This is a genomic window from Streptomyces sp. AC627_RSS907 (assembly GCF_019049165.1).
In genome coordinates this window covers 1-26,583 of sequence record NZ_JAGMUE010000104.1, presented here as the reverse complement: position 1 = coordinate 26,583, position 26,583 = coordinate 1, and the positions used below count along the sequence as shown (strand labels likewise).

Here is a 26,583-nt window from a genome sequence, read left to right as displayed (position 1 = left end):
CATCAGGATCGAGGCCAACTCCATCCAGGCCCTCACCGAGATCGTCCAGCGCACCGGCCTGGCCACCGTCCTGCCCGACGCCATCACCCATGACCACCCCCATCTGGCCCCCGTCCCCCTCGACCCGCCCCTGCCCACCCGCACCGTCACCCTCCTGCACCGCGAGGGCGCCTACCGCGGCGCCGCCGCCCGCGCCTTCACCCGGCTCACCCACGACCTCGTCCGCACCCGCGGCTACGCACCCGCTCCATAGCCCGCCGGACCAGCCGGTGAAACGCGCATCCGCCCCTGTCGGGAGGCACGGCCCGGGCAAACGGCAGGCCGGCTCCTCCACGAACCGTCCGTACGCCTCGGGCTTCATCCTCTCGTTCGCCCGCCTCAACTCCACGTTGTCGCATCGGAGTTGCGCCCGGCAGGTGTCGGAGGTCCGGAAGGTCGCGGACAAGCGGCTGCTGTCGCAGATCCCGCCGAACCGGATGGCCGCGCCGGCACGGTACGCGCTGGGGTCGAAGGCGGCGCTTTCGGAGCGGGCGGCGGAGCCGAAGCGTACGGCGATGCTGACCGCGGTGATGCGGCACCTGGAGGCGAAGGCGATCAGCGAGACCCTGGACCTGTTCCAGGTCCTGGTGGCCCCCGGCTGTTGCACACGGCGAAGCGGAAGTCGGAGAAGGAGCGGCTGTCGGCGCTGCCGCAGTTGGAGAGCGCGTCGCGGGTGCTCGCGCGGGCGGCGAAGGTGCTGTTCGAGGAGCTGGAACTGGTCAAGGACCACGGCGCGGACCTGGACGTGGCCGCGCTGTGGGCGACAGTGGAGGAAGTCGCGCCGCGCGCCGCCGTGATGAACGCGGCGACCACGGTGGTGTCGCTGGTGCCCGAGGACGAGAATGCGGCCGAGATCGCCTGCGGGCCGCGCTCGCGACCCGGTACGCCACGGTGGGCCAGCGGTTCTGGCGGGCCCATGATGCCCGGCGTCGAGACCGGCCACTACGGCGCGGTGGAGGACCTGGCCCGTAACCGGGTCGATCTGAACAAGGTGATCACGCACTGGCCGGACACGCTGAAGGTCGCCGGTTCCCTGGTCACCAACCAGGTCCGCGCCTACGACCTGCTGCGCATGTTCGGACGTGACGGGCGCCGAAGAAGCGCGCCGGCCGGACCGGCGTTCTGCGCGAGGCGGCCAAGAAGGCCGACCGGCGTCTGAAGGGACTGCGCACCAACGGCGACGTCACCCCTCGGGGTTCAGGTCTCCGGTGATGTCCACCCCGTCTTCGAGTACATCGAGCCCAAGTCCGACGCGCTGCCCGACTGGCTCGACCTGGACGTCCCCGACGACCGGTTCATCGCCTCGACCCTGCTCCTGCAGTCCCAGCACCCCGGATCCGCGTGGTACGTCGCCACCAGCGACATCAACCTCCAGACCAAACTGCACGCCGTCGCACTGCCGTTCATCGAGCCCCGACCCCGTGGAACGACGACAACGCCCCAGTCCCGGCTGGCTTCATTCACTTCTCATGGTTCTGGCTCCGGTCCACTTCTGTGGAGGCTCACAGACAGTGATGTCAGTGGTGTGTGGTGGGGTGGCCGGACTGCGCCGTTGAACTTCTGGGAGCCCTTCGTGACGTCCTCGTACCCATCCCTGACTCACGCCTTGGCCGAGGCTTTGGTCGATGTCCTGTGGTTCATCGACGGCAGCGCAGACGAGCAGATGGATCCGGACGATGCGGTCAAGGTCCTGGAGGGCGTCGCCCACGTGGTCAGCACGCTGTCGAATGATCAGCAACACGAGTTGATCGCCCTGCTCGGGGAGATGGCAGCCGCCGAGACCAACCCAACTCGCCGCAAGTTCCTGGAAGAGTTCCCGGATGGCTTCGGGCTCATCAACGATGCGTTCTGAACGATTCAGCTTGCAGTACGAGACAGGCACCAAACCGCGTCGCGGCGGTTGATCCTCCACCCAGACTCAGTAGCATGAACCCGCCGTGCTGTCTGGCGCCACCACCCGGAAGAATCCCGGTCGTGAACAAGGTCTGAGGCAGTGGGCCACGCCACCGGCGGTATCGAGATCGGCTCTTGCTCAGTGGCTCGTGTTCGGTTGCCCTGACCCAGCTCTGGTTCAGTGGCCCCGGTTCGTCCTGGCGCGTCCGGGGGATCCGGGTTGGGAGACGGTGATGGACGAGGGTGGGTCGGGCAGAGTCTGCTGGATCCTGGCGATCTGGTCGAGGAGTTGTTCGTTGAGCTGGTCGCGGGCGTGCTCGGCGCGGGCCACGGCGAGGGAGGCTTCCAGGGCGCGCTCCCGGGAGACGCCCTGGGCGACGCTGCCGAGCAGGTCGCGGCGGAGGAGCTGGGTGGCTTCCTCCAGGCGGTCGAACGCGTGGGCAGCGGCCTGCTGGGTCGCGGGCGAGTGCTGGGCGAAGAGGGGGTGGAGGTAGTGGGCGTCGATGGCCGGGACGCCGACCGCCTTGATCTCCGCGTCGAACGTGTCCAGAGCGGGGGCCCGGCCCGCCGCGAGGTCCTGTTCGGCGCGTTTGAGGACGTCGATCCAGTGCCGTCCGGTGACCCGCAGGCTCGTCAGTCGCGCGATCTCGGTGTCGACGGCCTGCCGAGTGCGTTCGGCCTCGGTGTCCGAACGCCGCCACCACCGTTCCAGGACCGGCACGCTCACCATGGCCACCGCGCCCAGCACTGCCCCGACGACCGCGCCGATCAGTCCGTAGAGCGCTCCCGCGTCTGCCATGAGCCCATTGTGCCTTAACAGAATTGACGGTGTGTCGAATTCCGGCCCACTTACATCTAGGCTGACGGCTGATCACGGGACGGGGAGAGGGGTGCGCTGTGGAGCGACTGCAGGCGGACGACCCGGGGTGGGCGGGAGAATACCGGCTGCTGGCACGGGTGGGCTCGGGCGGCATGGGCCGCGTCTACCTCGCCCGCAGGCGGAACGAGGTGCCGTGGGTCGCGGTCAAGCTGGTGCGGGCGGAATTCGCACAGGACGGGGAGTTCCGGGAACGCTTCCGACGCGAGGTGAGCCTGGCTCGCAGGGCGGGCGGCGCGTGGACCGCGCCCGTGCTGGACGCCGACACCGAGTCCTCCCGGCCGTGGGTGGCCACCGCCTTCGTACAGGGGGTGTCCCTGGACCGGGCCGTACAGCGGCACGGGCCGCTGCCGGAAGCGTCGGTACGGTTGCTGGTGGCCGGTCTGGCCGAGGCCCTCGACGGTGTGCGTAACCGAGGGCTGGTGCACCGCGATGTCAAGCCCGCCAACGTGCTGCTCGGCCTGGACGGTCCCCGGCTGATCGACTTTGGGATCGCCCGGGCCACGGACGCCTCGGCGGCGCTGACCCGCACCGGAGTGGTCGTCGGTTCACCGGGCTACATGTCTCCCGAACAGGTGATCGGCGGTGAAGTCGGCCCTCCGGCAGACGTCTTCACGCTGGGGGCGGTGCTGGTGTTCGCCGCGACGGGCCATGGCCCCTTCCCCGGGGACGGGGCGGCCGGCCTGATGTACAAGGTGGTGCACGAGGAGCCGGATCTGGGCGGCCTGTCGGGTCGGTTGCGGGAGATCGCCGCCGCCTGTCTGGCCAAGGACCCGGCGGCACGTCCCGCGGCCGGGGAGATAGCCCGCACGCTGGCGCCGGACGGGGCCGCGTCCCTGGCCGGAGCGGGCTGGCTGCCCTCGCCGGTCGTCGCGGACATCCAGGCCCTGATGCGGGAACTGGTCGCCCTGCCCGCCCTCGCCGACACCGTGCGCACTGGACCCACCGGTCCGTCGCGCCGACGCAAGGGGCCGCTCCTCCTCGCTGCTGCCGCTGCCGCGCTCGCCGCGTCGGCGACGGTGTTCGTCGCAGTGCAGGCAGGAGGTGACGGCGGCGACGGCGGTGACGTCCCCGGGGCGTTCCTGGGCACCTGGGAAGGGCAGCTCACGACCAGACGTGACCTGCCGGGCGGTACCCTGCGCATCACGATCGCGCAGGGCACGGTAGGTGATGTCGTCTCGACGGACGCGGCGGTCTCGATGCAGGGCGTCAGCTGCACCAGTGACTTCCTGCTGACGACGGCCGAGGACAACCGCCTGGTCCTGGAGACCCGGTCGAACGAAAGCGGCGGCTCCAACCCTCTGAACCTGTGCGTAGAGAGCACGGAGACAGCTCGCGTCACGCTCCGGGACGACGGTCGCCTGCACTACGCGTCCTTGAGTGAGGAGGCGGGATTCCCCGAGGGGGACTTGAGCAGGGCCAGTGAGGAGCCCGCCGCCTTACCGGCTGGCAGCGGGACAGTGGCGGTCGCAGGAGCGGGTCAGTCGTTGGTGCGGTAGCCGAGCCCGCGGTGGGCGAAGGTGGTGAGGGTGTCGCGCAACTGCTCCTCATCGGCTTCAGTGTGCTCGCGGGTGAAGAGCAGGTAGCAGGTTCGTTCGCCCATCCAGGCGAGGGCCTCCAGTCGGGCGCGGTCCTGTGCGGGATCGCCGCCGACCAGTCCGCGGGCGCGGTCGTGGGCGACCGCCCGGCAGGCCAGGTCGATGCCGTGCTCCATCAGGGAGACCCACACCTGCCGGTACTCGGCACGGGCGGACAGTTCGACACCGACGCGGAAGATGTGGCCGTGGCGGCGCCAGTTGTCGACCTGGACGTCGACGGCCCGCTTCAGGCTGGTGGTGTCCACCGCGTCGCCGGAGGCTTCGAGGCCGGTGTAGATGTGCCGGGTAGCTCGTTCGATAACGGCGCGCACCACCTCCTCCTTGGAGGCGAAGTAGAAGTACGCGGCGGAACGCGTGATCCCCGCCTGCTTCGCGACGGCCTCCATCGTCAGCCCGGCGATCGTCGACCGCCGGAGCATCTCTTCCGCCGCGTCCAGCAGCGCCTGCTCCCGCAGATCACCCTTGCTCACCTTGGCGCGGCGTCGACCCGCCGAACGCGCGTCATCGGACTGACTGTTCATGGCCGCTGAGACTACGCCCCGCACGCTCCCCACGATCTGGGGGGCGGTGGCTCACGACCGGGAGAAAAAATTGACGGAGCGTTGACAGTAATCCACGAAGCGTTGAGCATGGGGGCCGGTACAGCTGAGGGTCCGGGCTGTGACCGGCTTGCGCACCAGCACCGACCGTCGAGCCCCGGACTTGCAGTCGACGAGCGGCGGATACGCCCGGTTCGATCACCTTGGCCGGAGCCGGTACAGGGTCGGCGTATGCGATACCAAGGCCAATGGCCGGGGCATCTATGCCCAGCTCAGGACCTATTCCAGCGGCAAGCCTGGGGCGAAGTCGAAGTCACGGCAGGCAAGGGGAAGTGCAACGCCAGGACTTGGTCGCTCCCGAAGAGTACAAAGATGTCACTCATGGTGTGTACCTACCGGAAGGGCACCCCCCTGAGTAGCTGCAAGACCTATCACCCACGAACCAGGTAGAGGCCAGACACACAGGCAACAGGAACGAGACAGCTTCAGTTCGAGCTCAAGGGACACCAGGATGGCGCGGACCCCACCCAAGCTGCCGCCGACGGGCCCGCCGCGGCCACCAGGTGCGTCACCGACCTCATCCCGTCGGACGCGTCCATGGAGAACTGGCTGACCACCGATCGCCGAGTCGGCCGACCTGAAAGTCTACGCCCTTTGGTACCGCCGGAACAGCAACTACAGGGTCGTGCGCGCGCTCCGCTGTCGGTGTCGTTGAGGAGTTCCTTGATGAGTTGTCCGGTCTCCGTCTCCAGGGAGCAGTCGAGTTCCCGGTTGACCTGTTGGATGCGGGTGACCGCAGTGTGCAGTCCTTGCCGGTTCCCGGCCGCGTGTTCGAGGCGGCACCAGTCGCGGTAGAGAAGTTCGGCGGTGTGGTCGACGTCGAGTCCGGTCGCGACGGCCTGGCGGGCGGCGCTGAGGTCCTGGTGAGGACCGGGGGCGGTGCGGTAGGCGGCCACGGTGTGCGCGACGTCGATGATCCGGGTGGTCATCTCCTGCTGGCAGGGCTCGGCCCACGGCAGCGGAGCGCCACCGAACGGCCTGCCGCGTACCAGGGAGAGCGCCCGTTCTAGTCGGGCAGGCCGGCGGGGCCTGAGGGCAGCGCGCGTTCGACGAGTTGCAGGAAGCGGGTCCAGTCGCATCGGACGGCGGGGGAGATGCGGTAGGGGTCTTGGCCGGTCTCGCGGTGCGGCACCGGGCTCACATCAGGGGCGTGAAGGTGGGCAGGGTGAGGGCCGAATGGGCAGGTCGTCCCACCGAGGCGGGGATGGCGCTGAGGTCGCGCAGTCTGGCGTTGCGTTGCGCCAGGTCCCGGGCGGTGGTCGGGAAGAGGGTGGCGCCGCCCCGGCCGACCAGCCCCTGGTTCGCGGTCACGAACTCCCGGGTGCCGTGCTCGTAGGCGGCGAAGCCCGCGATGTGGCCCCGGTCCGCGAGGGAACCGGCGAGCATGTACGCACCGACGAGCGCGAGACTGGTGCCCTGCCCGGTGAGGAACGAGGGTGCGTACGCCGCGTCGCCGACCAGCGAAACCCTGCCGCTGGACCAGCGGGGCATACGGATCTGGCTGACCCCGTCGAAGAACAGGTCGTCCGTGTCGCGCAGGGCGGCCAGCATGCCCGGGACCTCCCATCCCGCGTCGGCGAAGACCTTGGTGACCAGGTCGCGTTGGGCGTCCGGGTCCCGGAACGCGTCCATGGGCGGCTCCGGCTGGGCGAAGTTCAGGAAGGCGTGCACCTCGGCGTCGTCCCCCACGGCGTAGAGGGCCGCGGCCCTGCCCGGGGTGTTCCACATCACGGTCTCGTGGGAGAGCCCGAAGGTGTTGCGCATGGTGAACACAGCGAAGCAGTAGCCGAGGTAGCGGTGGAACTGCTCTTCGGGGCCGAACAGCATCTCCCGGGTACGTGAGTGCATGCCGTCCGCACCGAGCACCATGTCGAACGTACGGCTGCCGCCCTCGCGGAAGGTGATGTCGACCCCGTGGCCGGTCTGGTCGAGGGTGTCGATGGAGTCGTTGAACACGAACTCCACGTCGTCCCGGACCGCCGCGTAGAGAGCGTCGGTCAGGTCCCCGCGCCGCACCTCCAGGTCCCGGCCCGCGACGCCGCCGGTGACGGCATGGGGGTGCAGCGAGGTCACCTCGGTTCCGTCCCCGTCGAGGAAGGTCAGCCGTTGCAGGTCGATGTGCGCGTCCCGCAGTTGTGGCAGGATCCCCATCTTCTCCACGACGTCGAGTGCGGTGCCGCGCACGTCGATGGGGTAGCCGCCGCTGCGGAGTGTGCCGGCCTTCTCCACCACGGTGACCTCGTATCCGTAGCGGTTGAGCCAGAATGCGAGGGCGGGACCGGCGATGCTGGCCCCGGAGATCAGGATCTTGCGCCGCGGTGCGGTGCGGGTACCGGTGGGCGTGGCCGTCGCCTGGTCGGTGCGGGTCATGCTTTGACTCCTTTGCTCATGGTGCGGGTGACGAACAGGGCCGGCAGTACGACGACGCCGGCTATGACGAAGCCGGTGACGTAGGCCGTTTCGGCCGCGACCTCCGACCCGGAAGGGGTTCCGGCGGTGAGCAGCGCACCGCCGAGCTGACCGCCCACGGCGGAGCCGACCACGCGGCTCACCAGGATCAGGCTGGTGGCGATGCCGGTGTCGTTCTTGTCGACGGCGGTGGCGGTGCTGGTCATCATCGCTGTGACGCACAGGCCGTTGGCCAGCGCGATCAGCACCTTGGCGACGACGAGGTGCCAGATCTCGGTATGTACGGCTGCCACGGCCAGCAGGCCGACGGCCATCATGATGACGCCGGTGTTGACCACGGCACGCGAGCCGAAACGCCGGTCCCCGATCCCGCCGAGCGGCCCGGCCAGCGTCGCGGCGATGGCGCCGGGCAGCAGGAAGAAGCCGATCTCGGTGGCGCTGGCCCTGAATCCGTACCCGTCGCCGCGCTCGTCAAGCAGTTGCGGGATGAGATAGACCGCCATCGTGGTACCGAGGCAGATCACGAACGTCAGCACGCACGCCTTCCATATCGCGGGCCGTGCCAGCATGCGAAGGTCGATCATCGGCGAGGCCGTACGCCCTTCGACCTTGATCCATCCGGTGACGAAGACGGCCAGCAGTACGACGAGGGCGGCGAGCACGATCGGTTGCGAGCCGGCTTCGGGCGCCAGTGCGAGGACGAGCATGAGCGTGACCAGCATCCCGCTCAGAAGCAACAGACCGGGCCAGTCGATTCCGGAGGCATCCGACCGTCCCGGCGCATCGGCCGGCATCAGCCCGTTCACGAGCAGCGTGGCCCCGATGACCGCCATTGTCGGCAGCGCGAACATCCAGTGCCGGGAGAGCTGTTCCGCCACCGGCCCGGCCGACAGCATGCCGACCATCGACCCGCCGACGAAGAGTCCGCTGACCACTCCGATGGCCACCTTGGACTCTCCCGCTGGGAGGTGTTTGCGGACCATGATGAACGACAGGGGCAGTGCGCCGATCATCGCGCCCTGCAACACCTGGCCGACCAGTAGCACGGGTAGGTTCGGGGCCAGGGCGGACACCGTGCCGCCGACCGAGACCACCGCCATCAGCCGGATCAGGATCTTCTTCCCGCCGTAGCGGTCGCCGAACTTGCCGGCCAACGGTGTGATGAGCGCGCCGGTGATGAGGAGCACGATGCTGAGCAGGGCCGATTCGGACTGGCTCATGTCCAGTTCGCGTTCAAGGAGCGGGATCGTCGGTGACACCACCGACTCCAAAGCGCCGGTGGACAGTGCCAGCACGCCGAGGGCTCCGACAGCGCCCTTCCCGATGGGGACCGGGGGAGCCAGGGTTGTGGTCATGAGTGTCCTTCCGTCATTGCCGAGGGCGGTCGATATCGTCGTGGTTGATCCGGGAGTGGCTGCCCGCCGCTGGGCCGTCGACGCGGGCGCAGGCGTGGCCGAGGGCGGTCACGGCCAGTACGACGCAGGCCGCTGCCACCACCGAGAGACCTTCGTGCGCCTGGCACAGCACGGCGCCGGTGACCGCTCCGAGGACGATGAGCATGACGGCGGCGCCTCGCCGCAGTGCCCCTTGAGGGCGGGCCGCTCCCAGCCGGGAGTCCGCCGCGAGGCCATAGTCGTCCAGCCGTCCGGCTGCAACGGTTCGGGCCGCGGGGATGATCCGCCGGCCGCACGCGAAGGGGGCGGGAATGGCATCACGCCGACTCCCGTCCCGTGCGCCCGCGCTACGACCAGCGGCGCAGTGCCGCGCGGGCCGGCAGGGTAGCCGCGAGCAGTGCCAGGCCGCCGGCGGCGACCGCGAAGGATCCGTACACCAGTGGGGGTACGTACGGCATGTCACCGGTCACGCCGTTCATCATGGGGATCAGCGTGGCCGCGGCGATCGCGGAGCCGAGGACCAGGACCACCACGGAGACCAGCAGGCTCTCCCAGCGCAGCATCGTCATCACCTGACGCCGGGTGGAGCCGACGAGGCGCAGCGTGCCCAGCTCGCGGCGGCGGTCCAGGACCGTCATCACCAGGGTGTTGACCGCGGCGACGGCGGCGAATCCGCCAGCGTCGGCAGCAGGTTGAACGCCTGGAAGACGAAGCCGAGGCGGCTGCGGCGGAGCTCGGTGAGCTCGTTCTCGTTCATGCCGGTGATCTCCGTGCCGCCGAGGCGTACGGATCCCGCCGACGGCCGGTCGAGCCCGGCGGCGCACTGCAGGAAGGTGGACTTGCCGGACCCGGACGGGCCCATGACCGCGGTGAACGTTCCGCGCGGCAGGGCCAGGTCGATGCCCGCGAGGGCGTGCACCGTGCCCGCCCCGCGGCCGTACTGCCGCCGGACGCCGCGCAGCTCGACGGCGAGACCGGGCGTGGCGGCCGGGACCTCGGGCCGGTCGTCCACCTCCGCCCGGTTGTCCGCCTTCTGTCGCTTGCCGCTGCGTAGCCTCATGTCCCGTCTCCCTCATACGTGCACATTCTGTGACGGGTGAAGAGTGCGGGGACGGCTGCGCCCCGGGCGTCATACCCGGGAGCCAATGTGGAGGTGCTACCGCGGTAGGGGGTGGTGGAGGAGGGCGGGGCGGCGGCGGCCGTCCTACTCGCCCGGGGCGACCAGCCCCGACTCGTAGGCGAAGACCACCGCCTGGGCGCGGTCGCGCAGGTCGAGCTTGGTCAGGACGCGGCTGACGTGCGTCTTCACCGTCTGCTCGGCCAGCACCAGCGTCTGCGCGATCTCCCCGTTCGACCGGCCGCGGGCCACCAGGGTGAGGACCTCGGTCTCGCGTTCCGTCAGGCCCTTGAGGCGCAGCGCGGGTTTGCCCCGGGCGGCGGGACGCTGCCTGGCGAAGTCCGCGATGAGGCGGCGCGTCACGGAGGGGGCGAGCAGCGCGTCACCCGCGGCCACGACGCGGACCGCCGCGATGAGGTCGGCCGGCGGCGCGTCCTTGAGCAGGAAACCGCTCGCGCCCGCCCGCAGCGCCTCGTAGACGTAGTCGTCGACGTCGAACGTGGTCAGCATCAGGACACGCGGCCGGTGTGTCACACCCGGCGGCGGCGACAGAAGGCGGCGAGCGGCCTCCAGGCCGTCCATCCCGGGCATCCGGACGTCCATCAGCACGACATCGGGACGGGTGCGCCGGCCCAGCTCGACGCCCTGCGCGCCGTCGGGGGCCTCGCCCACCACGTCGATGTCGCTCTGGGCGGCCAGCAGCGCGGCGAAACCGGCCCGCACCATGGCCTGGTCGTCGACGATGAGGACGCGCGTCGTCATGTGAAGTCCTTTCCGGTCAGGGGAAGTAGGGCGGCGACCCGGAAACCGCCGTCCGGCAGCGGCCCCACGTCGAGGCTGCCACCGATGATCCGCACCCGCTCGCGCATACCGACGAGCCCGTGCCCGGTGCCGCCCACCTCGAGCGGCGCGGCGGACGGCTCCAGCGACGGCCCGTTGACCACCAGAACGATCAGCCGCGCGCCCGCCCCCGGGTCGCGCTCCGACACCGACAGCGAGACCTGCGTGCGGGCACCCGGCGCGTGCCGCACGACGTTCGCCAGGGCCTCCTGGACGATCCGGTACGCGGACAGGCCCACCGCCTCGGGCACCTCCTGGTAGTCGAGGCCGCCGAGGAACCAGTCGGGGAGGAAGCTGCCCCTGACGTTGCGGAACGTGAGCACCTGGCGCCGCAGGTGTCCCCATTTCTCGCCGTCGGGGTCGGGCATGTCCATCCCCTTGTGGTTGGGCGCGAAGGCCATGCCCAGCTGCAGGCCGAACAGGGCCTGGTGGAGCGCCGCGAAGACGAGTGCGTGCGTGAGCGGCATGGTCGCCAGGAGCAAGGTGACGTACCCGGCGATGTGGGCGGCGAGGAGGGTGCCCGCCACCAGCCGTTCGCGGCCGGTCTGACGGCGCAGGTGCTGGAAGCCGTAGAGCTTCAGGGCAAGGCCTTCGAGGAGGGGCAGGGGGAAGAAGAGCCATGCCTGGTGGCGGGTGGAGCCAGCCGCGGAAGCCCGTGCGGACGGCGGCCTGCTCGCTGGTGAAGACGAGGACGTCGGCGGCGACGTCGGGGTCCTTTGTTCGGTGGGGTGGTGCAGGGGTGGAGTGGCGCAGTGGTGGGGTCGTCCCTCATGCTGCCAGCGCGAAGTGTTCGAAGCCCGCGGCCAGTACGCCAGCCGTCGCCCGCCGGGTCGTGCCGGCGTGCTTCCGCGGGCGGCTCTCCAGGGGCTGGGCGAACGTCGTGATCACCACGAGCAGCCCCGCGAAGAGCGGCATCCTACCGGCCGCGTCAGGATCCATTCGCCCGAGTCCGGCGCCGCGGTCAGCCCGGGGGTCTCCCCGAAGCACGAGGCGGGAACCGCGGCGGCGAGCATCGCGATCTGGTACCAGCACAGGATCGTCGCTGACGCTCCAGGGCGAGGACGGCTGCGGCGATTGACGACAGGCGGTTCGGGCTGCATCGGGCACTGCGGAAGATCCGCCAGGACTTCAGACTTGCGACGCCCCGTTCGACCGGTGCTCGTGCCGCTGACAGTGCCCGGTTCGTGCGCTGGGTCGCTGTGATTTCTCGGCGGGGCGGGCGTCTGAGTGGTGTGGTCACCCAGGGGCCGGCTCCGATGTAGGCGCGGTCGGCGTGGAGGGGCACGCCCTGGCATTCGCAGATCCGGATGATTTTGTGGGTGCGTGCCGCGGTGAGGCCGTGGGTGCGGCCGGGCAGTGCGGGTGAGATCCACAGCAGTCTGCCCGCGGGATCGGTCACTACCTGCACGTTCACACCGTGGCGGCGGTGTTTGTGGGAGTAGTCGGCCCGGCTGTCGCCGACCTGGTCGTACTCGGCGAGCGTGCCGTCGAGGAGGACGTGCTCGGGATTGGTCTCCCGCAGCACCCGCAGCACCCGCAGCAGTCCGGGCGCTCGCTCGGACAGGTGGGTGATGACGGCGGAGGCGTAGGTGTGGGTGGTGCCGACCGAGATCCCGAAGCCGGCCGCGATCTGAGCCAGGGTGTCGTGCCGGCGCAGGTACACCAGACCGATCAGGGCACGCTGATGCGGCGGGAGTTTGCAGCGACGGTCACTTCGCGGGTGACGATGAGCATGGTGACCCACTCGACCAGGGCGTGAGGCAGGTCGAGTGCGGCAGGATGGACAACCAACGAGGCTCCCGCGCCGGTGGGTTGAGACGTAGAACACCTCCTCCACGGCACGGGAGCCTTGTGCGTTGCGGGGACCACTCCCGTCACTCGATCAGTGGCCAAGCTGACAAAGCTCAGTGAGCCGCCAGCACGGGATGAGTCACCCGGTGGGCTGCGAAGGGGACAACCGGCCGGGGTCGAAGACGCGCGCCATCGTCAGGGCGTTCCGGCGTCGGCTCATGAATCGACTCATGAGTACGCTGAGCTGGTTGAGGTGCCCGTCGATGACGGTCGGGCCGGGACTGCGGCGCTCGAGGTGGCGCAGCGCGGTGGTGACGACATCCTCGGGCGTGCGCAGCTTCCCGGCGGTCAGCACCCCGGCGTCTGGCCCCATCCCGGTGGTGAAGTCGGTGGCGGTGGCGCCGGGCGCGACGGCGAACACCGTGAGGCCGGTGCCGCGCAGCTCCGTCCACAGTGATTCGGTGAAGCTGAGCACGAATGCCTTGGTGGCGCTGTAGACGGCCATCCGGGGAGACGGGAGATAGGCGGAGACGCTGGCGAGGTTGATGACGAAGCCGTTTCCGGCGTTCACCATCTGAGGCAGGAACGCCGCGGTCAGCTGCACCGGTGCCGTCGCATGGACGGCGATCTCGGCGGTGAGCTGTTCTGGATCCGCGCCGGGGAACATGGCGAACGAGCCGAACCCGGCACTGTTGATCAGGCTCGTGACCTGGATGCCCCGATCAGCGACCGCCTGGTGAAGTTCGTGTGCGGCGGTCGGGTGAGAGAGGTCGGCCGGGATCGCATCGATACGGGCATCGGTGGTGCGGCGCAGCTCGTCCGCCATCGATTCCAGCCGCTCGGCGCGCCGGGCGACGATCACGAGGTGGGAACCGCGTGCGGCCAGGGCTGTGGCGAAGGCGGCTCCGATCCCGGAGCTGGCCCCGGTGAGCAGAACGGTCTGTGCGTGGTAGTCGACGGTCATGCGACCAGCCAACGGGTCTGTCGGTGGTCTCGTCCAAGACCTGTTTCGCAACCCGTCATGCAGGAGTTGCATGACGGCCGGGGCCGTGCGGCGGTTGAGCCGGCGCCCGGACGCAGAGCGGCCCGGAGAGGCTGTCTTCGATCCCCGGTTTTGAGTAGCTCTGTGACCTAGGCTGGCTGGGTGTCCGAGGACGCCGGGCAGGCTGTAGAGCGAGTGTGCGAGAGCTGTGGCGATCGGCTGAGGCCGGACGCCCCGCCTCGGGCGGGGTTCTGCTCTACGGAGTGTCGTGCCAGGCAGTGGCGTCGGGTCCTGCGGTTGCGCAAGCGGGTGGCTGCGGAGTGGGGTGGTGCCGGCCGGGCCGAGTGCCCTGAGTGCGGGACCACTTGGGTCGCGGGGGCGGACCGCCGTTCGAACGCGGTCTACTGCTCGCGGCGGTGCGTCACGAGGGCCTGGCGGGTCCGAATGGAACCGTTCGGTGAACGGTCACAGTGACCGCAACGCGAACGCATTAAAATTGCACCTTCGGTTACAACTCGGCAAATTGCGATCGTTTGTTGTGATCGTCGTATTTTCGGTCTGACTCTCTTCAGGTGCGGGCCGGGTCTTGTCACGGCCGTGGGGCGGTGTCCCGGCCCTGCGGTGGGTGGTGAATGCCATACCCCGAGTCGCTGATCACCTGGGCCGCGATCACCCTTATGACCAGGCGAATCACCCGCCGGAGTTCCCGCAGAAGCGGACAGTCGGCCTCCCGCGAGGCACAACGCGACTGATCATTTTGGCGTTGTCGGTCAGCAGCCCCACCCAGACGCCACGCGGGTCTGCGGGCCGCCCGATTCTCGCACCACCACCGCGACTACGTCTGCGCAACCGGCGACAACGGGGCCCGACAGCCGCAGCCCCCCGGCCCCGCCACCGAAACTCCTCCGTGCGGGGCCCCTGGCTGTGGTCAGGAGTTCAGAAACTGCTGGAACTGCTTGTCGAAGTCGCGCGGGTCCTTGCTCAGCGACGCCTTGACCATCGCGGTGAACTCGTCGACGACAACCTCGAACGCATCGGCCTCGACACCGCCGAGGGTGATACGGGCGACAACGGACGGGTCCATCTTGGGTACGTCGTAGCCCTTCATCATGTCGGTGTCCGCCGCTCCGAGGTGCACCGAGGTGACGCTCGTGCCCTGCCCGGCCAGTTCCTGGCGCAGCGCGTTGCTCATGCTCCAGAGGGCGGCCTTCGAGACCGCGTAGGCGCTGCTGCCGGGGAAGACGAACCAGGACGCCGACGAGGCGATGTTCACCATCGTGCCCCCGCCGTTCGCCGCGAGGACCGGCGCGAAAGCGCGAGCCATGGACAGCGTGCCCCAGAAGTCACGTCCAGTGCAGCACGGACAGCGTCCAGGTCACCGAGCAGGGTGCCGCCTCCTATCCCGGCGTTGTTGACAAGCAGGTTGACGTCGCCTGCTGCGCGGGCTGCCGCCGCGACGGCGACGGGGTCGGAGATGTCCAGGGCGAGGACCTCGACACCGTCGAGATCGATCGACTCAGGTCGACGGGCGGTCGCGTAGACCTTCGCGCCCCTCTCAACGAGCTGGGCAGCGAGATGACGGCCAATGCCGCGATTGGCTCCGGTGACGAGCGCGGTGGCTCCGTGGATGTTCATGCGACGTAGACTAAAACCTCACGTTAACGTGAGGATCAAGTCTGGACCGCCGGGAGGTGCCATGCGTATCGGAAAAGTGGCCGAAGGCGCTGGGGTCAGTGTCCGTGCGCTGCGCTACTACGAAGAGCAGGGGCTCGTCATCGCCGACCGCAGCCCCAGCGGCCACCGGCAGTATCCCGAGTCCGCCATTGAGCGGGTCAAGTTCATCCAGCTTCTCTACTCGGCCGGGCTGAGCAGCAAAGCGATCCTGCAGCTCCTGCCCTTCCTGGACACCCTCGTTGCGGCCCCACGGATGACACAGCGACTCAAGGAGGAACGCGACCGCATCCGGACCCAGATCGACGACCTGACCAGGGCGCACGACCGACTCGATGAGCTGATCGGCCTCGCCACCGCGTCTGCGATCTCTCCAGCTACATGCTCGGCGAGCGTGAATGCCGCCACATGATCGACCGGACTTCCTAGTGCTCCAGCCGTAGATCGTGATCTTCATGTCTGATTCGCGGCTTGTCGTTGGTAGTGGCTGGCCTGGGCTCGGGCCTGGTGGCGGCGTCGCCAGGCGGACCAGGCGAGCCGGTGGGCTACCTCGCGCACGGGCCGGACGACCAAGGTGATGAACAGTCGCTGGATCTCGTTGCAGGTGAGCGGGATAAGCCCGTCAGGCGCGGGGCGCCGGGCGTGTTCGTCGGCGCGGACAACGGCGAGGAAGGCGTGAGCGAGCATGGCCAGGGTGACCCAGCGGGACCAGGAGGTGTAGCGGCGGACTTGGTGCTCGTCGAGTCCGGCCAGGCTCTTTCCGGGGCGGATCAGCAGCTGGCGGCTGCCGGGGCAGGGTTCGGCCAGACCGGTGACCGCCCAGTCGTAGAAGCGGTGCCTCTTGGCCCCGGCCCCGGCCGACAGCTTCTGCCAGGCCCGCTTGGGCACCTTCGCGGCCAGGGCATCCGCGCGGAACTTCCCCGCGCCGGTGGTGACTTCATGTGATCAGGCGACGGCGAGCACGTAGCCGACCTGGTGCTCTTCCCGCGGTGCGCAGCTTCGGGTTGCCGCTGTAGACCTCGTCTGCCGCGACCCAGCCGGCGCGGTGCCCGGCACCGAGGTATCGGCCGATCATGCGGGCGGCCAGCTCCGGCTTGGTCGCGAAGACCGTGTCCTCGTCCAGGCCCGCGGCTCGGCAGCGTTCTGGGTCGCGCGTCCAGGAGCGCGGGATGTACAGCTCCCGGCCCACCGCCGCGTGCCCGCGCAGTCCCGCGTAGACGAGGTAGACAGCGACTTGCGCGTTTTCGATTCTCCCGGCCGGTGCCGGTGTACTGGCGCTGGACACCGACGGTGTGCGTGCCCTTCTTCACGTCCCCGGTCTCGCCGACCACCAGCACTGCACTCTCGTCGTGCAGATGCTCCAGGACGTACGCGCGCACGTCATCGCGCACGGCGTCGGCATCCCATCGGGCCCGGCCGAGCAGGTGCTGCATGCCGTCCGGGGGGCCTCTCCGGCCCACTCGGCGATGCTCCAGCAGTTTTTGCGTGGCAGGTCCGACAGCAGCCCCAGCGCCAGATCCCGTACCCGACGCCGGGGTTCAACCTGGGCAACCGGCCGGCTGTCCGGCTCATCAAGCCCTCGAACGCTTCCTGCCAGCGAGCAGGGTCTACGCTGCGACCTGCGGCCACCGCAAGATCGTTAGTCTTCACACACCGATGATCAGCGGTGGCCGCAGCCGTCCCGCAGCTGACTCACGAGCAAGATCAAGTCTATGGCTGGAGGTCGCGCTGGTACCAAGTGCCTGACTTGCCGCCGAGGTCGGCCGGGGTGGCAGGGCCAACCGGGACGAACCCGGCCTTGGCCAAGACTTTCTGGGACGCGACGTTGTCGTGGGAGGTGGCCGCCCGCAGTGCGCGCAGGCCGTGCATCGCTATCGCCATCCGGCACAGCTCCCGGACGGTCTCGGTCGCCACGCCGCGGCCGGCGACCCGCTCCGCGACCCGGTAGCCGAGTCTGGCAGTGCCGTCCTCCAAGTCGTACAGGTTGAACCTGCCGAGTACCGAGCCGTCCTCGGCGACGAGCACGTAGAAGGCGCAACTGCCGGCCTCCTGCTCGGCCAGCGAGGCGTTGTGCCGGTCGGTGAACTGGTCGAAGAAGTCGTCGCTGCGGTCGGAGATCGAGGCAGCGAAGTAGTTGCGGTTCGCCAGCTCGAAGGCCAGGACCGCCGGGGCGTGGCCGGCATGCAGCCGCTTCAGCTCGGGCATCGCCCGACTCTACCCAGACCGTGCGCTGAGGCCACCTGAGTTTCCGCCAGTGGCAGACAGCCCCAAGACCAGGGCACATGACGATCTACGGCTGGAGTACTAAGTGGTCCTAGCAAAGACATCTCACGGAGCTAGGCGTTGTAATGTCGTCGCGTCGTTCCCAGCGGATCCGCAGGCGGCGGAATGGCGGTGGGTGATCAGGCAGGTGGCGAGGCCGAGGAAGGCTTCATGAGCCGTGCAGCCAGGCGATCGTGCGCTTGACGACGTAGCGGAAGATGCGCAGGCCAGTGCCGTGCGGCTCGCCCCGTTTCGCGGTCACGGGGCGGATCCCTGGCTGCCAGTGCAGGCGGCGGTACTTGTCGTGGTCGTGGCCGCGGTCGGCCAGCAGCGCGTCGGGGCGTCGACGGGGTCTGCCGACCAGGCCCACGACGGACCTCGCTGCTGTGCTTGACGGTGGAGGAGACCAGCACCGACAGCCTGGGGCGCCGGCGGTCTTCATCTCCAGGGCGGTGCCGCGTAGCTCGCCCTGCATCCGCAGCAGTGGCCGCGAAGTGCGTCTCGTGGTAAAAATTGCCGCCGACGGTGAGCAAGGTGGCGAACGGTTTACGGCCTACTACTGCCTCGTGTTCCAGACCGAGCCACTCCAGCAGCGCCTTGTTGATCTTGGCGATGGTGCTGTCCATGAGCATGGACAGGTATCCGCACGCGGCCAACTCGTACAGTTCCTCGGCGCTGTCCCCCAGCAGCGCGGTGAACGCGGCGCCCATGGCCTGGTTCACGGTCCCGGACAGCTCTCCTGCCGTGCACATCGCAGAGACTCCAGGAACTCGAGGATGGCCAGCCCGGCGGCCTGCGGCGCGCTCAACTGCGGGCAGTGGCCGGTGGCGTCCAGGCGTCGTCCGCGGGCGCTTCCCTCGAGTGAATTAGTACGCAGGGGCGACCGGGCGTGTCGGTAACGCTTTCCCTCTTGCCCTTGACAGCGCCGTACGCTGTGTGACAACCGCTTGAAGCCGGGGGCCCGCGCCCAGCCGCATCGTGCGGTATGCCACGTGGATCACTCCGCCAGCGGGGGAGTGATCAGCGGGAGGCGGTTCGCGTGCTGGGCGGCTGCGTGTTCGGCGGCTGCGAGGATCGCCTCGATGGCGGAGGTGTAGATCGCCTTCTGCGTCACGGCGGTCAGGTCGTGGATGTGCTTCGTGGTCGCCGGGTACTGGCGCTCGGGCAGGCGGGAGTAGACGCGGGTCCAGGCCGAGTCGTCCTTCTCGCGGTCCTCGGGGGCGAGTGTGCTGAGCGAGGCGGAGTGGGCGCAGAGGCCGAGGGCGGTGTCGATGAAGGTGCGGTAGAAGAGGACGGCCTGGGCGGGCGGCAGGCCGGCGCGCTCGAACGCGGAGAGCAGCAGCTCCACCATGCGGGCCTCGGAGGGTCCGCCGGTGGTGCGGGCGAAGCTGAGCAGGGTGATGGCCGGAAAGCGGATCTGGTAAGCCCAGGTGACGTCGGCGATGCGGCGCAGGGTGTCCTGCCAGGCTTCCTGTTCGGGGGCGGCACCGATCTCGTCGAGTTCGATCTCGATCGTCCGCTCACACAGCGCAAGAATGAGTTCGTCCTTGTCGCGGAAGAGCCGGTAGAGGATGGAGACATCCACCTCTAGCTCCTGGGCCAGCCTGCGCATGGACAGGCCGGCCGGTCCCTCCCGCTCGGCGAGCTGGAACGCAGCGTTCACCGCGGCTTCCCGCCGCACGCTTCTGCGCTGGCGCGCGCCGGTCCTGTGGCCGGCGCCTGTCCTGGGAGATGCCGGTGATCCGGATGCCGTGCTCTTCGCCATGGAACTGGGTCTCTTCGGTCGGGGTACGGACGTCGACCTTACCAACAAGATGGCACCGGTGTTGCCAACGTCGTTGACAACGGCGTAGCGCATCAGGTTCCGTAGCGCAGGTCACGCCGCCGCCGACGACTGCCCCGACGGGCTCGGCCGCGGGTGACAGCGCCTGTGCGTTCCCGTTCCGACACGGCCCGTCCGTCATCCCAGGAGCCCTCATGAGCCGATACCTACGCGTCGCCCTGGTCCAGACGCCCGCGGAATCCCTCGAAGATTTCGCCGAGGGTCTGCGCCGGCGCATGAAATCCCCGAACGCTGCCACACTTGTCATTTATCCGGAGCTGCACCTCTGCTCGCTGGGTGTGGAGTCGATGTCCGAGCAGGAGGCCATCGGCCGGTACGCGGAGCCGCTCGACGGCCCGCGCGGCCGGGCCCTCGGCGCACTCGCTCGTGAACTGGGCATCTGGCTGGTGCCCGGCACGGTCCTGGAGCGCGCGGAGGACGGCTCGGTCTACAACACCGCGGTGGTCTACAACCCGGAGGGAGAGCGGGTCGCCGCATATCGGAAGATCTTCACCTGGCGCCCGTACGAACCGTTCTGTCCCGGGCGCGACTTCGTCGTGTTCGACATGCCCGATTACGGCCGGGTGGGTCTGTCGATCTGTTACGACAGCTGGTACCCGGAAGTCACCCGGCATCTGGCGTGGATGGGCGCCGAACTGGTGATCAACCTGGTCCAGACGCCGACCACCGGGCGGACCCAGGAGATCCCCCTCAACCAGGCGAACGCGATCGTCAACCAGATATGGGTGGCCAGCGTCAACGGCGCGTCGCCGACGGCCCACGGCGGGACCCTGCTCGTCGACCCCGAGGGACACTTCCAGATCCCGGCCGCCGGCATGGAGGACGCCACCTTCGTCGGCGTCGTCGATTTCGACCGGGTCGGGGCCGCCCGCACCTTCGGCACGAGCGGTGACTCCTGGCCGTGGGAGCACTTCCAGGAGGGAGACAGCCCCCTCGAACTCCCCCTGTACAACGGGCACATCGACCCCGCCACCTGGCGCCCCACCGTGCCGCCGCAGACGCCAGCCCCGCTGCGCCCCGCTACCGGCAGCGGGACGACCTCGGGCGGCGGTGCCGGCCATGAGTGAGACCTCCGCGGGGCTCGCCCCCAAACTGTCGCTGACATCCGTCGTGGCCTTCGGGCTTTCCTACATGGCGCCCAGCCTTGTGATGGTGCTGTTCGGCGTGATCGCCGCGGAAAGCGCGGGCACCGCCCCGACCGCATTCCTCGTGGCCACCGGAGCGATGTGTCTCACCGCGCTCAGCTACGCCAAGATGGCTCGGCACTTCCCGGTATCCGGATCGGCATACGGCTACGCCCGCAACGTGCTGGGCGGACGAGCCGGGTTCCTAGTCGGCTGGCTCGTCCTCCTCGACTACCTGTTCCTGCCGATGGTCGCCTGGCTCGTCCAGTCCGTGTACCTCAATGCCCAGTTCCCGGCCATCCCGGTTTGGGCGTGGATGCTCCTGAACGCCGGACTGACCACTCTGGTCAACATCATCGGTGTCTCGGTCGCCGACCGGGTCAACAAACTCCTGACCGCACTCGCGGTGTTCCTGGTGCTGCTGTTCGTCGCGTACTGCCTGATCCACCTCGCGGGCCACGAGCCGCAGTCGTACACGGCGCCCCTGTGGAACGCCGACAGCGGGCTGGTCGGTGTGTCGGCCGCCGCTGCCGTGGCCGCCTACTCCTACCTCGGGTTCGACGCCGTCACCACGCTCTCCGAGGAGACCCGTGACGCGCACCGCACCATTCCCCGTGCTGTCGTCCTCGTCGTCGCGATCGGCGGCCTGCTCTTCGCCGCCGTCGCCTACATCATGCAACTCGTGCACCCGGGCGGGCGCTTCGAGAACCCGGACATCATCTCGTACACGATGTCCATGCAGGTCGGCGGTCAGACGTTCGCCGACTGGGCCAACATGGCCACGATCATCGGCGGCTTCGCCTCGGGCCTCGCCGTGCAGCTCAGCTCCAGCCGCCTGCTGTACAGCATGGGCCGGGACGACGTCCTACCGCGGCGGTTCTTCGGTGCGCTGCACCCCCGGACGCAGACGCCGGTCCTCAGCCTCCTCCTCACGGGGGCCATGTGCCTGACCGGTCTGGACATCGGTCTGCAGACGGCGACATCCTTCATCAACTTCGGTGCGTTCTCCGCATTCACCATGGTCAACGTCTGCGTCGTGGTCTTCTACCTCCGCAACCGCGACATCAGCGGCGGTAGCCTCCTGGGGTATGTCGTTGTACCGGCGCTCGGTTCCTGCGTCACCGTCTACCTGATCACCCAGCTGAGCTCGGACGCGCTCACCATCGGCCTCACCTGGCTCGCGGCCGGATGCGCCTACCTGCTCTGGCTCACCCGTGGATTCCAGCGACCCATCCCTGAACTCGTCCTCGAAGACACCGCGGCTCCGGCACGGTGACGAGAAGATCTAGGATATCGCCGCCGCGTTCGGATGTCGGAGCCGTGGTGGAAGGCATGGCAAGAGCAGAGTGAGACCGGGTGGGTCGGGACAACCGCACCTCGGGATGCGGAGCGTCCGCAGCCCGGGGGGTCTAGCCGCTGGCCAACGGTGGAAAGGGGGAGTGGCCTTCAGACGAGATCGCTTTCGTCGCACTCGGAGACGTCGGAGGCGGGCTGGGTGGGCAGGCTGTAGGAGGGCCAGGCGGAGGTGCCGGGCCGCAGGGAGGGTTCCTCACTGAGGCGGGCAGATTCGAGGTGCTCGCGCCTTGCGGAACCCCCGGCCGGCCTTGCGGCTGAGCAGCCCCGCCCCCACCATCCGCTGGAGCAGTGGAGGCGGGGCACAGAGTGACTCGCGGAACTCGCCGTAGAGCGACTCGGCGATCGAGGCGACGGTGTCCGGCGGTCAGCGCGGCGATGCGGCCGAAGCCGAGCAGGCCCCCGAGCAGGCCCAGTGTGCGGCCCTGCGGTTCGAACCCGGTGAGCGCGGGTTTGATGGCGGCCCACTGGCCGACGGCGATACCCTCCGTGGCGGCCGGGATGCACCGGGCGAGAGTCAGAGTGAGCGCGAAGACGTGCTCCGTGAGGGAACGGGCGTTGCTGCCCGGCGTGACGGTGACCCACGCCGCCGTCGGTGGACGTGGAGATGGAGAAAGTGCGTCTTGATGCGCAATGCACCACGGTCGGCGCCGCCTGCCCGGGATGCGGAGCTTGCTCGACCCGGGTTCACAGCTCCTACTGTAACCAACCCTGACCGGTCCCCCCTGCGGGCCACCGGTCAGCCCACCCAGTTCGCCGGACGCTGCCCGGTCTCATCCACCGGTGGATGAGACCGGGACTGCGTAGCCAGGGTGACGGCATGCGTCGAACCTCTGGGTACGAATTCGACCAGATAGTCCTCAAGCCCCGTCTTCGGCGTGACGCCGCGCAGGCCGCCGTCGAAACGCTCCTGGGCACTCTCCCCGCCCTTGCGCCACACGTGCATCGTGTACACGCTGCTCGGCTCCAGACGGAAGTCGATGCTTCCGCCCGCGTTGGGCGTATCGAGCACCAACGTCCCCAGGTAGCTGCGGAAGGGCCAGCTCCCGACCAGCACGAACCCCTCACCCACACTTGCTGACGGGTGGATACTGACCTGGAGCGTGAGTGTGGCGTCGTGCTCCTGCGCGTTACTGATGAACAGGGCGGTGCCCTCCGCAACGTGCACCGCACCGGTCGGTCCCATCGGCAGGTCCGTCCACTCCACAGTGCTGCCCTCAGCGGTGAGACCGAACAGGGACCGTTCGATGTGGACCGTCGTCGTCATGCGAACCTCATCAGGCATGGCAGTCACACTAACCTCCGACTCCAGCATCGAGCGGGATGTTGCTGGGGAGCTGACTGGCAGAATGGGTGACTTCTGCTGAGCGCAAGTCAGTCCAGTAGCAGGTCAGAGGGCTGACCAGGCGGCGTTCAAGGGGCCGCGGGCGACGCGGCCGCGTGCCCTGCACATCTACTGGTCCGGGGCGCCGCTGCTGTTCAGGTCCGGCGGCTACTGGTAAGTAGGTGTTGTTGTACCGAACCTGAGGGCGGTGTTTTCGCTGGTCAGGCATGGGCTCGGTACTCCTGTGGGAGGGGTGGCCTGTCGTGTCATCGTTCCTGGGGAGGCCGTGGATGCCGCCGGTCGTGGGATTGCTCGAACAGCGTGAGCTGGGTGCTCGCCGTCGTGTGGACGAGCTGCGGGAGGGGGCTGACCGCGTCCAGGCCGAGCTGGCTGTGGCCGAGCGGGAATGGAAGGAGTGGGTCATCGCCCGCTCGCGGGTCGGCGAGGTGCTGGGTCCGGTGGACGAGACCGGAGATCACGCCCGGACCGAACGGGCGATGCCGGCCCAGGGGCAGGCAGAGGAGGCATCATCGGCATCGATGGCAGCGAAGCCGAAGTCGCAGGTGCTGGTGTGGCGCGAGGGTCTGGACGCGTCCGTGCTGTCGATGGACTACCAGCGCATCCTGCAGGCCCTCGCGGACCGCCATCGCCTCCGTCAAGGGCCGCTGACCTGCCAGGAGATGGCAGTCTTGTTCGGCCTGGACGCGGCGCCGTCGAAGGTGGAGGCGTTGCGGTCGAAGGCGAAGCGGCTGGTCGCGCGCGGCTGGCTGGCCGAGCGTCAGCCGGGCCGCTTCACGCTCGCGCAGAACGTGAGCGGGCCAGGCGGCGGGTCATGACCATGGTCATCGACCAGTAGACCATCGCCTCGGCGCTGGTGGTGCGGCGTTCGTAGTCGCGCGCCAGGCGGCGGCTTCGCATCAGGTGGGCGAAAAGGCGCTCGACGATCCACCGCTTGGGCAGGACCACGAAGCCACGCGTGTCGTCGCTGCGCTTGACGATCGCCAGGACCAGGGCGAGTGCGGCCAGGCAGTGCTCGACGAGGCTGCCGGTGTAGCCGCCGTCGGCCCATACGAGTTCCAGCCGGTGGTGGGCGCCGGCCACCCGCTCGAGCAGTACCTTCGCGGCGGCGCGGTCTCCGATGTCCGCGCTCGTGACCATGACGCCCAGCAGCAGGCCGAGGGTGTCGACCACGACGTGCCGTTTGCGGCCGTTGATCAGCTTGCCGCCGTCGAAGCCGCGGCTGTCGGCGCCGACGGCGGCGTCCGCCTTGACGGACTGCGAGTCGATCACACCGGCCGTCGGCTCCACGTCCCGCCCTGCCTTCTGGCGGACCCGGTCGCGCAGCCGGTCGTGGAATTCCCTGACCAGCACGTGATCGCGCCAGCGGCGGAAGAACGCGTAGACCCGGTCCCACGGCGGGAAGTCGGCCGGCATGGCCCGCCACTTGATCCCGTTGTCCACGAGGTAGCGGATCGCGTCCAGTACCGCCCGGTGGCAGTAAGCCTCAGGCTGCCCGCCCCTGCCCCGCGGCCAGCCGCGATCACCCGATCGAGACTCCCGTTCGACGCCCACCCCACAAAGTCGGAACGACAACAGCTTCTCAGCTTGACTCTGTCGGGGATCTTGGAGTCGTCGAGGTCAGCTGCCCAGGCTTCGCCACGACTTCGGCCGGGGGATTTCGCGCCGGTCGAGGTAGTTCTGGAAGGCGGTTGGTCGGCGGGGCATGGGGGCTTCCTCGGTGGGTGGAAGTCCGCTGAGGCGTTCGATGTTGACGGCGATGGCCGTCAGAACGTGCTGGACGTGTGCCTTTCCCTATGCCCGAACGTTTCAGGCCCTGTTTGCCGCGGTCGACCGGTGAGCGTCCTGCGACCTCGCCGCCTCCGGGAGCCTTGGTGATCGAGCCGTCGACGGCTATCTGGTCGAGGACGAGGCCGACGCTCCGGTCGTAGGACTCCAATGTGATCTGTTTGAGCCGGGCGAAGACACCGAGTCGGATCCACTCGTCACGTCGGTTGCGGATCGTGGTGGCCGAGCACGTCGTGTCGGCAATCGCCTCGTAAGAACAGCCGAAGCGCAGTAGTTGCAGGAGCTTGTCGAAGATGATCCGGTCGCTGACCCGAGGGAGGTGGCAGCCGAGCGGATGGTCCGGATGGTATGTCGGCCGCTCGGGCAGCAGGGCCGCGAATTGGTCCCAGAGTGGTTCGGTCAGCCATGATGGCAGCGCGGGCACAGGTATCCCCAGTGATCACAGAGCGTCGCAACTCCATGATCACCGGACCTGTGCCCGTTCTGTTGCCGGGGCCCGCCACCGCTCCTATCTGTGAAGTGGTGTGCCCTCCAGCCGTCCATCCGGGATTGTCCGACCGCAGAGCCTGAGTGCCAGGTCTTCGGCGGCGCCGCGCAGTGCCGGGCCCGATCCGTACGACCAGTCAAGGTCGGTGGCCTGGAAGCTGCGTCCATCGATGTTGATGCCGAAGTGTGTGTGCCTGCCGCCCTCGGTGAGGTCGTTGAGGACGACCCGGATGGTCTCGTCGGGTGAGCGGCGCGGCACCCCGAGCGGCACGGTCACGTCGAGGCCGTGGATCACCACATGATTGAGCGCGCCGTGGTACCCGCCGCCCGGCGGCGTCCAGCGGTGCATCACGTCGGCGCGTAGGTTGGCGACGAGCTGGTCCGTCGGCAGTTCAGCGTCCCGGCCGGCGATCTGGTTCGACAAGCGGCTGAAGTCAAAGCCGCAGTGGCGCAACTCGGCCATGAACTCCTCTTCGGAGTACCGGGTCGCCATGGTCAGGTGCGCGATCACTTCGCGAACCCGCCAGCCCTCACACATGGATGGCGTATCCCACTGCGCATCAGAGGCGGAGTCGAGCAGGTTTTCGTTAGTTCTGTGGTGTTTGGGGATGAATGGTCAGGCCGGTGTGGGTGAGGAAGGACCACGGGAGTTGCTCGCTGGAGCAGACTCGGTGGATGCCGCGTTCGGCTGCGTCAGCGACATCGGCGAGGTGGTCGCCGGCGAGGTTGGCCAGCTCGCGGGTCTTGATGGCCGACCACAGCAGTTCGACCGGGTTGAGTTCGGGTGCGTAGGCCGGCAGCCGCTCAAGCGTCAGCCAGTCCTGCTCGGCCACCCAGGCCCGCATGCCCCGGCTCCAGTGGGCGGACAGTCCGTCCCATACCAGCACCACCGGCTCACCGGCGTAGAAGGTCTTGATCTGTTCCAGCACCTCGATCAGGGAAGTGGTGTCGTAGCTGCCCGGCTTGAGGTGGAAGCACAGCCGCGGGCCGCGTGGGGGGTCGGCGGCGTGGTAGCCCAGCGCGGCGGCCATCCCGGCTCGTTTCCAGTTCAGCCGGTGCCGCAGAGTAGGGGTGCGGCCGCGGGGTGCGTAGGTGCGGCGCACCTCGGGCAGCAGCGATACGCCTGATTCGTCGAGGAACACGATCCAGGCACGTTTCTTCACCGCCCCTTTTTG

24 protein-coding genes and 12 pseudogenes are annotated in these 26,583 nt (G+C 68.9%); 9 read left to right on the top strand and 27 right to left on the bottom strand.

Translation table 11 applies throughout. From position 1 onward, the window contains the following. From KUM32_RS23215 to KUM32_RS23205, 4 genes and pseudogenes are all read left to right on the top strand, one after another. Nucleotides 1-253 (top strand): LysR substrate-binding domain-containing protein (locus tag KUM32_RS23215; protein ID WP_254405991.1); only part of this gene is annotated, 253 nt, incomplete at its 5' end. A gap of 193 nt (nt 254-446) precedes the next feature. Further along, a pseudogene (locus KUM32_RS45385) lies at nt 447-933 on the top strand (Tn3 family transposase); the annotation flags it as partial. Between the two features lie 22 nt (nt 934-955). Next, nucleotides 956-1,198 carry a Tn3 family transposase gene (locus tag KUM32_RS45380; protein ID WP_374227544.1) on the top strand — a complete coding sequence of 81 codons (243 nt, stop codon included), beginning with the start codon at nt 956-958 and terminating at the stop codon, nt 1,196-1,198. A 414-nt stretch (nt 1,199-1,612) separates the two neighbouring features. After that, nucleotides 1,613-1,891 (top strand): hypothetical protein, encoded by a 279-nt coding sequence (locus KUM32_RS23205; RefSeq protein WP_217143868.1) that lies wholly within the window; start codon nt 1,613-1,615, stop codon nt 1,889-1,891. Between the two features lie 219 nt (nt 1,892-2,110). Here KUM32_RS23205 and KUM32_RS23200 read toward each other — a convergent pair whose 3' ends face one another. Further along, nucleotides 2,111-2,731, bottom strand: a complete 621-nt coding sequence (locus tag KUM32_RS23200; RefSeq protein WP_217143867.1) for a hypothetical protein — start codon at nt 2,729-2,731, stop codon at nt 2,111-2,113. 98 nt (nt 2,732-2,829) lie between these two features. Here KUM32_RS23200 and KUM32_RS23195 point away from each other — a divergent pair, with 98 nt between their 5' ends. Beyond that, a complete protein-coding gene (locus KUM32_RS23195) occupies nt 2,830-4,308 on the top strand; it encodes a serine/threonine-protein kinase (RefSeq protein WP_217143866.1) in 1,479 nt (492 codons plus the stop codon). On the opposite strand, the gene KUM32_RS23190 is transcribed toward KUM32_RS23195, so the two are convergent. The 15 genes and pseudogenes from KUM32_RS23190 to KUM32_RS23125 form a co-directional block, all read right to left on the bottom strand. Beyond that, entirely contained in the window at nt 4,290-4,928 is a 639-nt protein-coding gene (locus KUM32_RS23190) for a TetR/AcrR family transcriptional regulator (protein WP_217143865.1), read from the bottom strand. The genes KUM32_RS23195 and KUM32_RS23190 overlap by 19 nt on opposite strands. A gap of 503 nt (nt 4,929-5,431) precedes the next feature. Beyond that, entirely contained in the window at nt 5,432-5,935 is a 504-nt protein-coding gene (locus KUM32_RS45375) for a hypothetical protein (protein WP_374227543.1), read from the bottom strand. Between the two features lie 77 nt (nt 5,936-6,012). Next, nucleotides 6,013-6,147, bottom strand: a complete 135-nt coding sequence (locus KUM32_RS45370) for a hypothetical protein (protein ID WP_374227542.1) — start codon at nt 6,145-6,147, stop codon at nt 6,013-6,015. Continuing rightward, entirely contained in the window at nt 6,144-7,376 is a 1,233-nt protein-coding gene (locus KUM32_RS23180) for an FAD-dependent monooxygenase (RefSeq protein ID WP_217143864.1), read from the bottom strand. Before KUM32_RS23180 ends, KUM32_RS45370 begins: the two co-directional genes overlap by 4 nt. Beyond that, nucleotides 7,373-8,770, bottom strand: coding sequence for an MFS transporter (locus KUM32_RS23175; protein WP_217143863.1), 1,398 nt, complete (start codon nt 8,768-8,770; stop codon nt 7,373-7,375). The genes KUM32_RS23180 and KUM32_RS23175 overlap by 4 nt, the downstream gene beginning before the upstream one ends. 13 nt (nt 8,771-8,783) lie before the next feature. After that, nucleotides 8,784-8,975 (bottom strand): hypothetical protein, encoded by a 192-nt coding sequence (locus KUM32_RS43695; RefSeq protein WP_254405990.1) that lies wholly within the window; start codon nt 8,973-8,975, stop codon nt 8,784-8,786. A 181-nt stretch (nt 8,976-9,156) separates the two neighbouring features. Then, nucleotides 9,157-9,498, bottom strand: a pseudogene (locus KUM32_RS23165) (FtsX-like permease family protein); the annotation flags it as partial. Further along, nucleotides 9,486-9,869, bottom strand: a pseudogene (locus KUM32_RS23160) (ATP-binding cassette domain-containing protein); the annotation flags it as partial. The pseudogenes KUM32_RS23160 and KUM32_RS23165, both read right to left, overlap by 13 nt. Nucleotides 9,870-10,013: 144 nt before the next feature. Then, on the bottom strand, nt 10,014-10,688 hold the full coding sequence (locus tag KUM32_RS23155; RefSeq protein ID WP_217143861.1) for a response regulator transcription factor: 675 nt from the start codon (nt 10,686-10,688) through the stop codon (nt 10,014-10,016). Continuing rightward, nucleotides 10,685-11,020 (bottom strand): annotated as a pseudogene (locus tag KUM32_RS23150) (sensor histidine kinase); the annotation flags it as partial. The pseudogene KUM32_RS23150 and the gene KUM32_RS23155, both read right to left, overlap by 4 nt. After that, a pseudogene (locus tag KUM32_RS23145) lies at nt 11,021-11,498 on the bottom strand (acyl-CoA desaturase); the annotation flags it as partial. A gap of 36 nt (nt 11,499-11,534) precedes the next feature. Continuing rightward, on the bottom strand, nt 11,535-11,705 hold the full coding sequence (locus KUM32_RS45365) for a hypothetical protein (RefSeq protein ID WP_217143860.1): 171 nt from the start codon (nt 11,703-11,705) through the stop codon (nt 11,535-11,537). A gap of 100 nt (nt 11,706-11,805) precedes the next feature. Then, a pseudogene (locus tag KUM32_RS23135) lies at nt 11,806-12,557 on the bottom strand (transposase family protein); the annotation flags it as partial. Nucleotides 12,558-12,696: 139 nt separating this feature from the next. Further along, complete coding sequence (locus KUM32_RS23130; protein ID WP_217143859.1) at nt 12,697-13,521, bottom strand: SDR family oxidoreductase; 825 nt, start codon at nt 13,519-13,521, stop codon at nt 12,697-12,699. Nucleotides 13,522-14,467: 946 nt separating this feature from the next. Further along, a pseudogene (locus KUM32_RS23125) lies at nt 14,468-15,174 on the bottom strand (SDR family oxidoreductase). Between the two features lie 61 nt (nt 15,175-15,235). On the opposite strand from KUM32_RS23125, the gene KUM32_RS23120 reads away from it, so the two are divergent. Beyond that, the gene (locus KUM32_RS23120) at nt 15,236-15,622 is read left to right on the top strand and encodes a MerR family transcriptional regulator (protein ID WP_217143858.1); all 387 of its coding nucleotides are present in this window, start codon (nt 15,236-15,238) and stop codon (nt 15,620-15,622) included. 41 nt (nt 15,623-15,663) lie between these two features. Here KUM32_RS23120 and KUM32_RS23115 read toward each other — a convergent pair. The 5 genes and pseudogenes from KUM32_RS23115 to KUM32_RS23100 form a co-directional block, all read right to left on the bottom strand. After that, nucleotides 15,664-16,782, bottom strand: a pseudogene (locus tag KUM32_RS23115) (IS701 family transposase). A 138-nt stretch (nt 16,783-16,920) separates the two neighbouring features. Then, a complete protein-coding gene (locus KUM32_RS23110) occupies nt 16,921-17,415 on the bottom strand; it encodes a GNAT family N-acetyltransferase (RefSeq protein ID WP_217143857.1) in 495 nt (164 codons plus the stop codon). A 109-nt stretch (nt 17,416-17,524) separates the two neighbouring features. After that, nucleotides 17,525-17,839: pseudogene (locus KUM32_RS43685) on the bottom strand (hypothetical protein); the annotation flags it as partial. 16 nt (nt 17,840-17,855) lie between these two features. Beyond that, nucleotides 17,856-18,224 (bottom strand): annotated as a pseudogene (locus KUM32_RS43680) (PAS domain-containing protein); the annotation flags it as partial. A gap of 245 nt (nt 18,225-18,469) precedes the next feature. Next, complete coding sequence (locus KUM32_RS23100) at nt 18,470-19,135, bottom strand: helix-turn-helix domain-containing protein (protein WP_308408702.1); 666 nt, start codon at nt 19,133-19,135, stop codon at nt 18,470-18,472. Between the two features lie 314 nt (nt 19,136-19,449). Here KUM32_RS23100 and KUM32_RS23095 point away from each other — a divergent pair, with 314 nt between their 5' ends. Together KUM32_RS23095 and KUM32_RS23090 are read left to right on the top strand one after the other, a co-directional pair. After that, nucleotides 19,450-20,382 (top strand): carbon-nitrogen hydrolase family protein, encoded by a 933-nt coding sequence (locus tag KUM32_RS23095; protein ID WP_217143854.1) that lies wholly within the window; start codon nt 19,450-19,452, stop codon nt 20,380-20,382. After that, complete coding sequence (locus KUM32_RS23090; RefSeq protein WP_217143853.1) at nt 20,375-21,715, top strand: APC family permease; 1,341 nt, start codon at nt 20,375-20,377, stop codon at nt 21,713-21,715. The genes KUM32_RS23095 and KUM32_RS23090 overlap by 8 nt, the downstream gene beginning before the upstream one ends. A 273-nt stretch (nt 21,716-21,988) precedes the next feature. On the opposite strand, the pseudogene KUM32_RS23085 reads toward KUM32_RS23090, so the two are convergent. Both KUM32_RS23085 and KUM32_RS23080 read right to left on the bottom strand, forming a co-directional pair. Beyond that, nucleotides 21,989-22,153, bottom strand: a pseudogene (locus KUM32_RS23085) (3-hydroxyacyl-CoA dehydrogenase family protein); the annotation flags it as partial. Between the two features lie 378 nt (nt 22,154-22,531). After that, nucleotides 22,532-23,059 carry a hypothetical protein gene (locus KUM32_RS23080; RefSeq protein WP_217143852.1) on the bottom strand — a complete coding sequence of 176 codons (528 nt, stop codon included), beginning with the start codon at nt 23,057-23,059 and terminating at the stop codon, nt 22,532-22,534. 347 nt (nt 23,060-23,406) lie between these two features. Here KUM32_RS23080 and KUM32_RS23075 point away from each other — a divergent pair, with 347 nt between their 5' ends. Continuing rightward, nucleotides 23,407-23,952 carry a hypothetical protein gene (locus tag KUM32_RS23075; protein WP_217143851.1) on the top strand — a complete coding sequence of 182 codons (546 nt, stop codon included), beginning with the start codon at nt 23,407-23,409 and terminating at the stop codon, nt 23,950-23,952. On the opposite strand, the gene KUM32_RS23070 is transcribed toward KUM32_RS23075, so the two are convergent. The 4 genes and pseudogenes from KUM32_RS23070 to KUM32_RS23055 form a co-directional block, all read right to left on the bottom strand. Next, the gene (locus KUM32_RS23070) at nt 23,909-24,688 is read right to left on the bottom strand and encodes an IS5 family transposase (protein ID WP_217143850.1); all 780 of its coding nucleotides are present in this window, start codon (nt 24,686-24,688) and stop codon (nt 23,909-23,911) included. The two genes, KUM32_RS23075 and KUM32_RS23070, sit on opposite strands and share 44 nt — an antisense overlap. A gap of 232 nt (nt 24,689-24,920) precedes the next feature. Next, a pseudogene (locus tag KUM32_RS23065) lies at nt 24,921-25,346 on the bottom strand (transposase); the annotation flags it as partial. Nucleotides 25,347-25,430: 84 nt separating this feature from the next. Further along, a complete protein-coding gene (locus KUM32_RS23060; RefSeq protein WP_254405993.1) occupies nt 25,431-25,988 on the bottom strand; it encodes a maleylpyruvate isomerase family mycothiol-dependent enzyme in 558 nt (185 codons plus the stop codon). 7 nt (nt 25,989-25,995) lie between these two features. Further along, nucleotides 25,996-26,583, bottom strand: a 588-nt coding sequence (locus KUM32_RS23055; RefSeq protein ID WP_308408701.1) for a transposase, incomplete at its 5' end; no start/stop codon positions are given.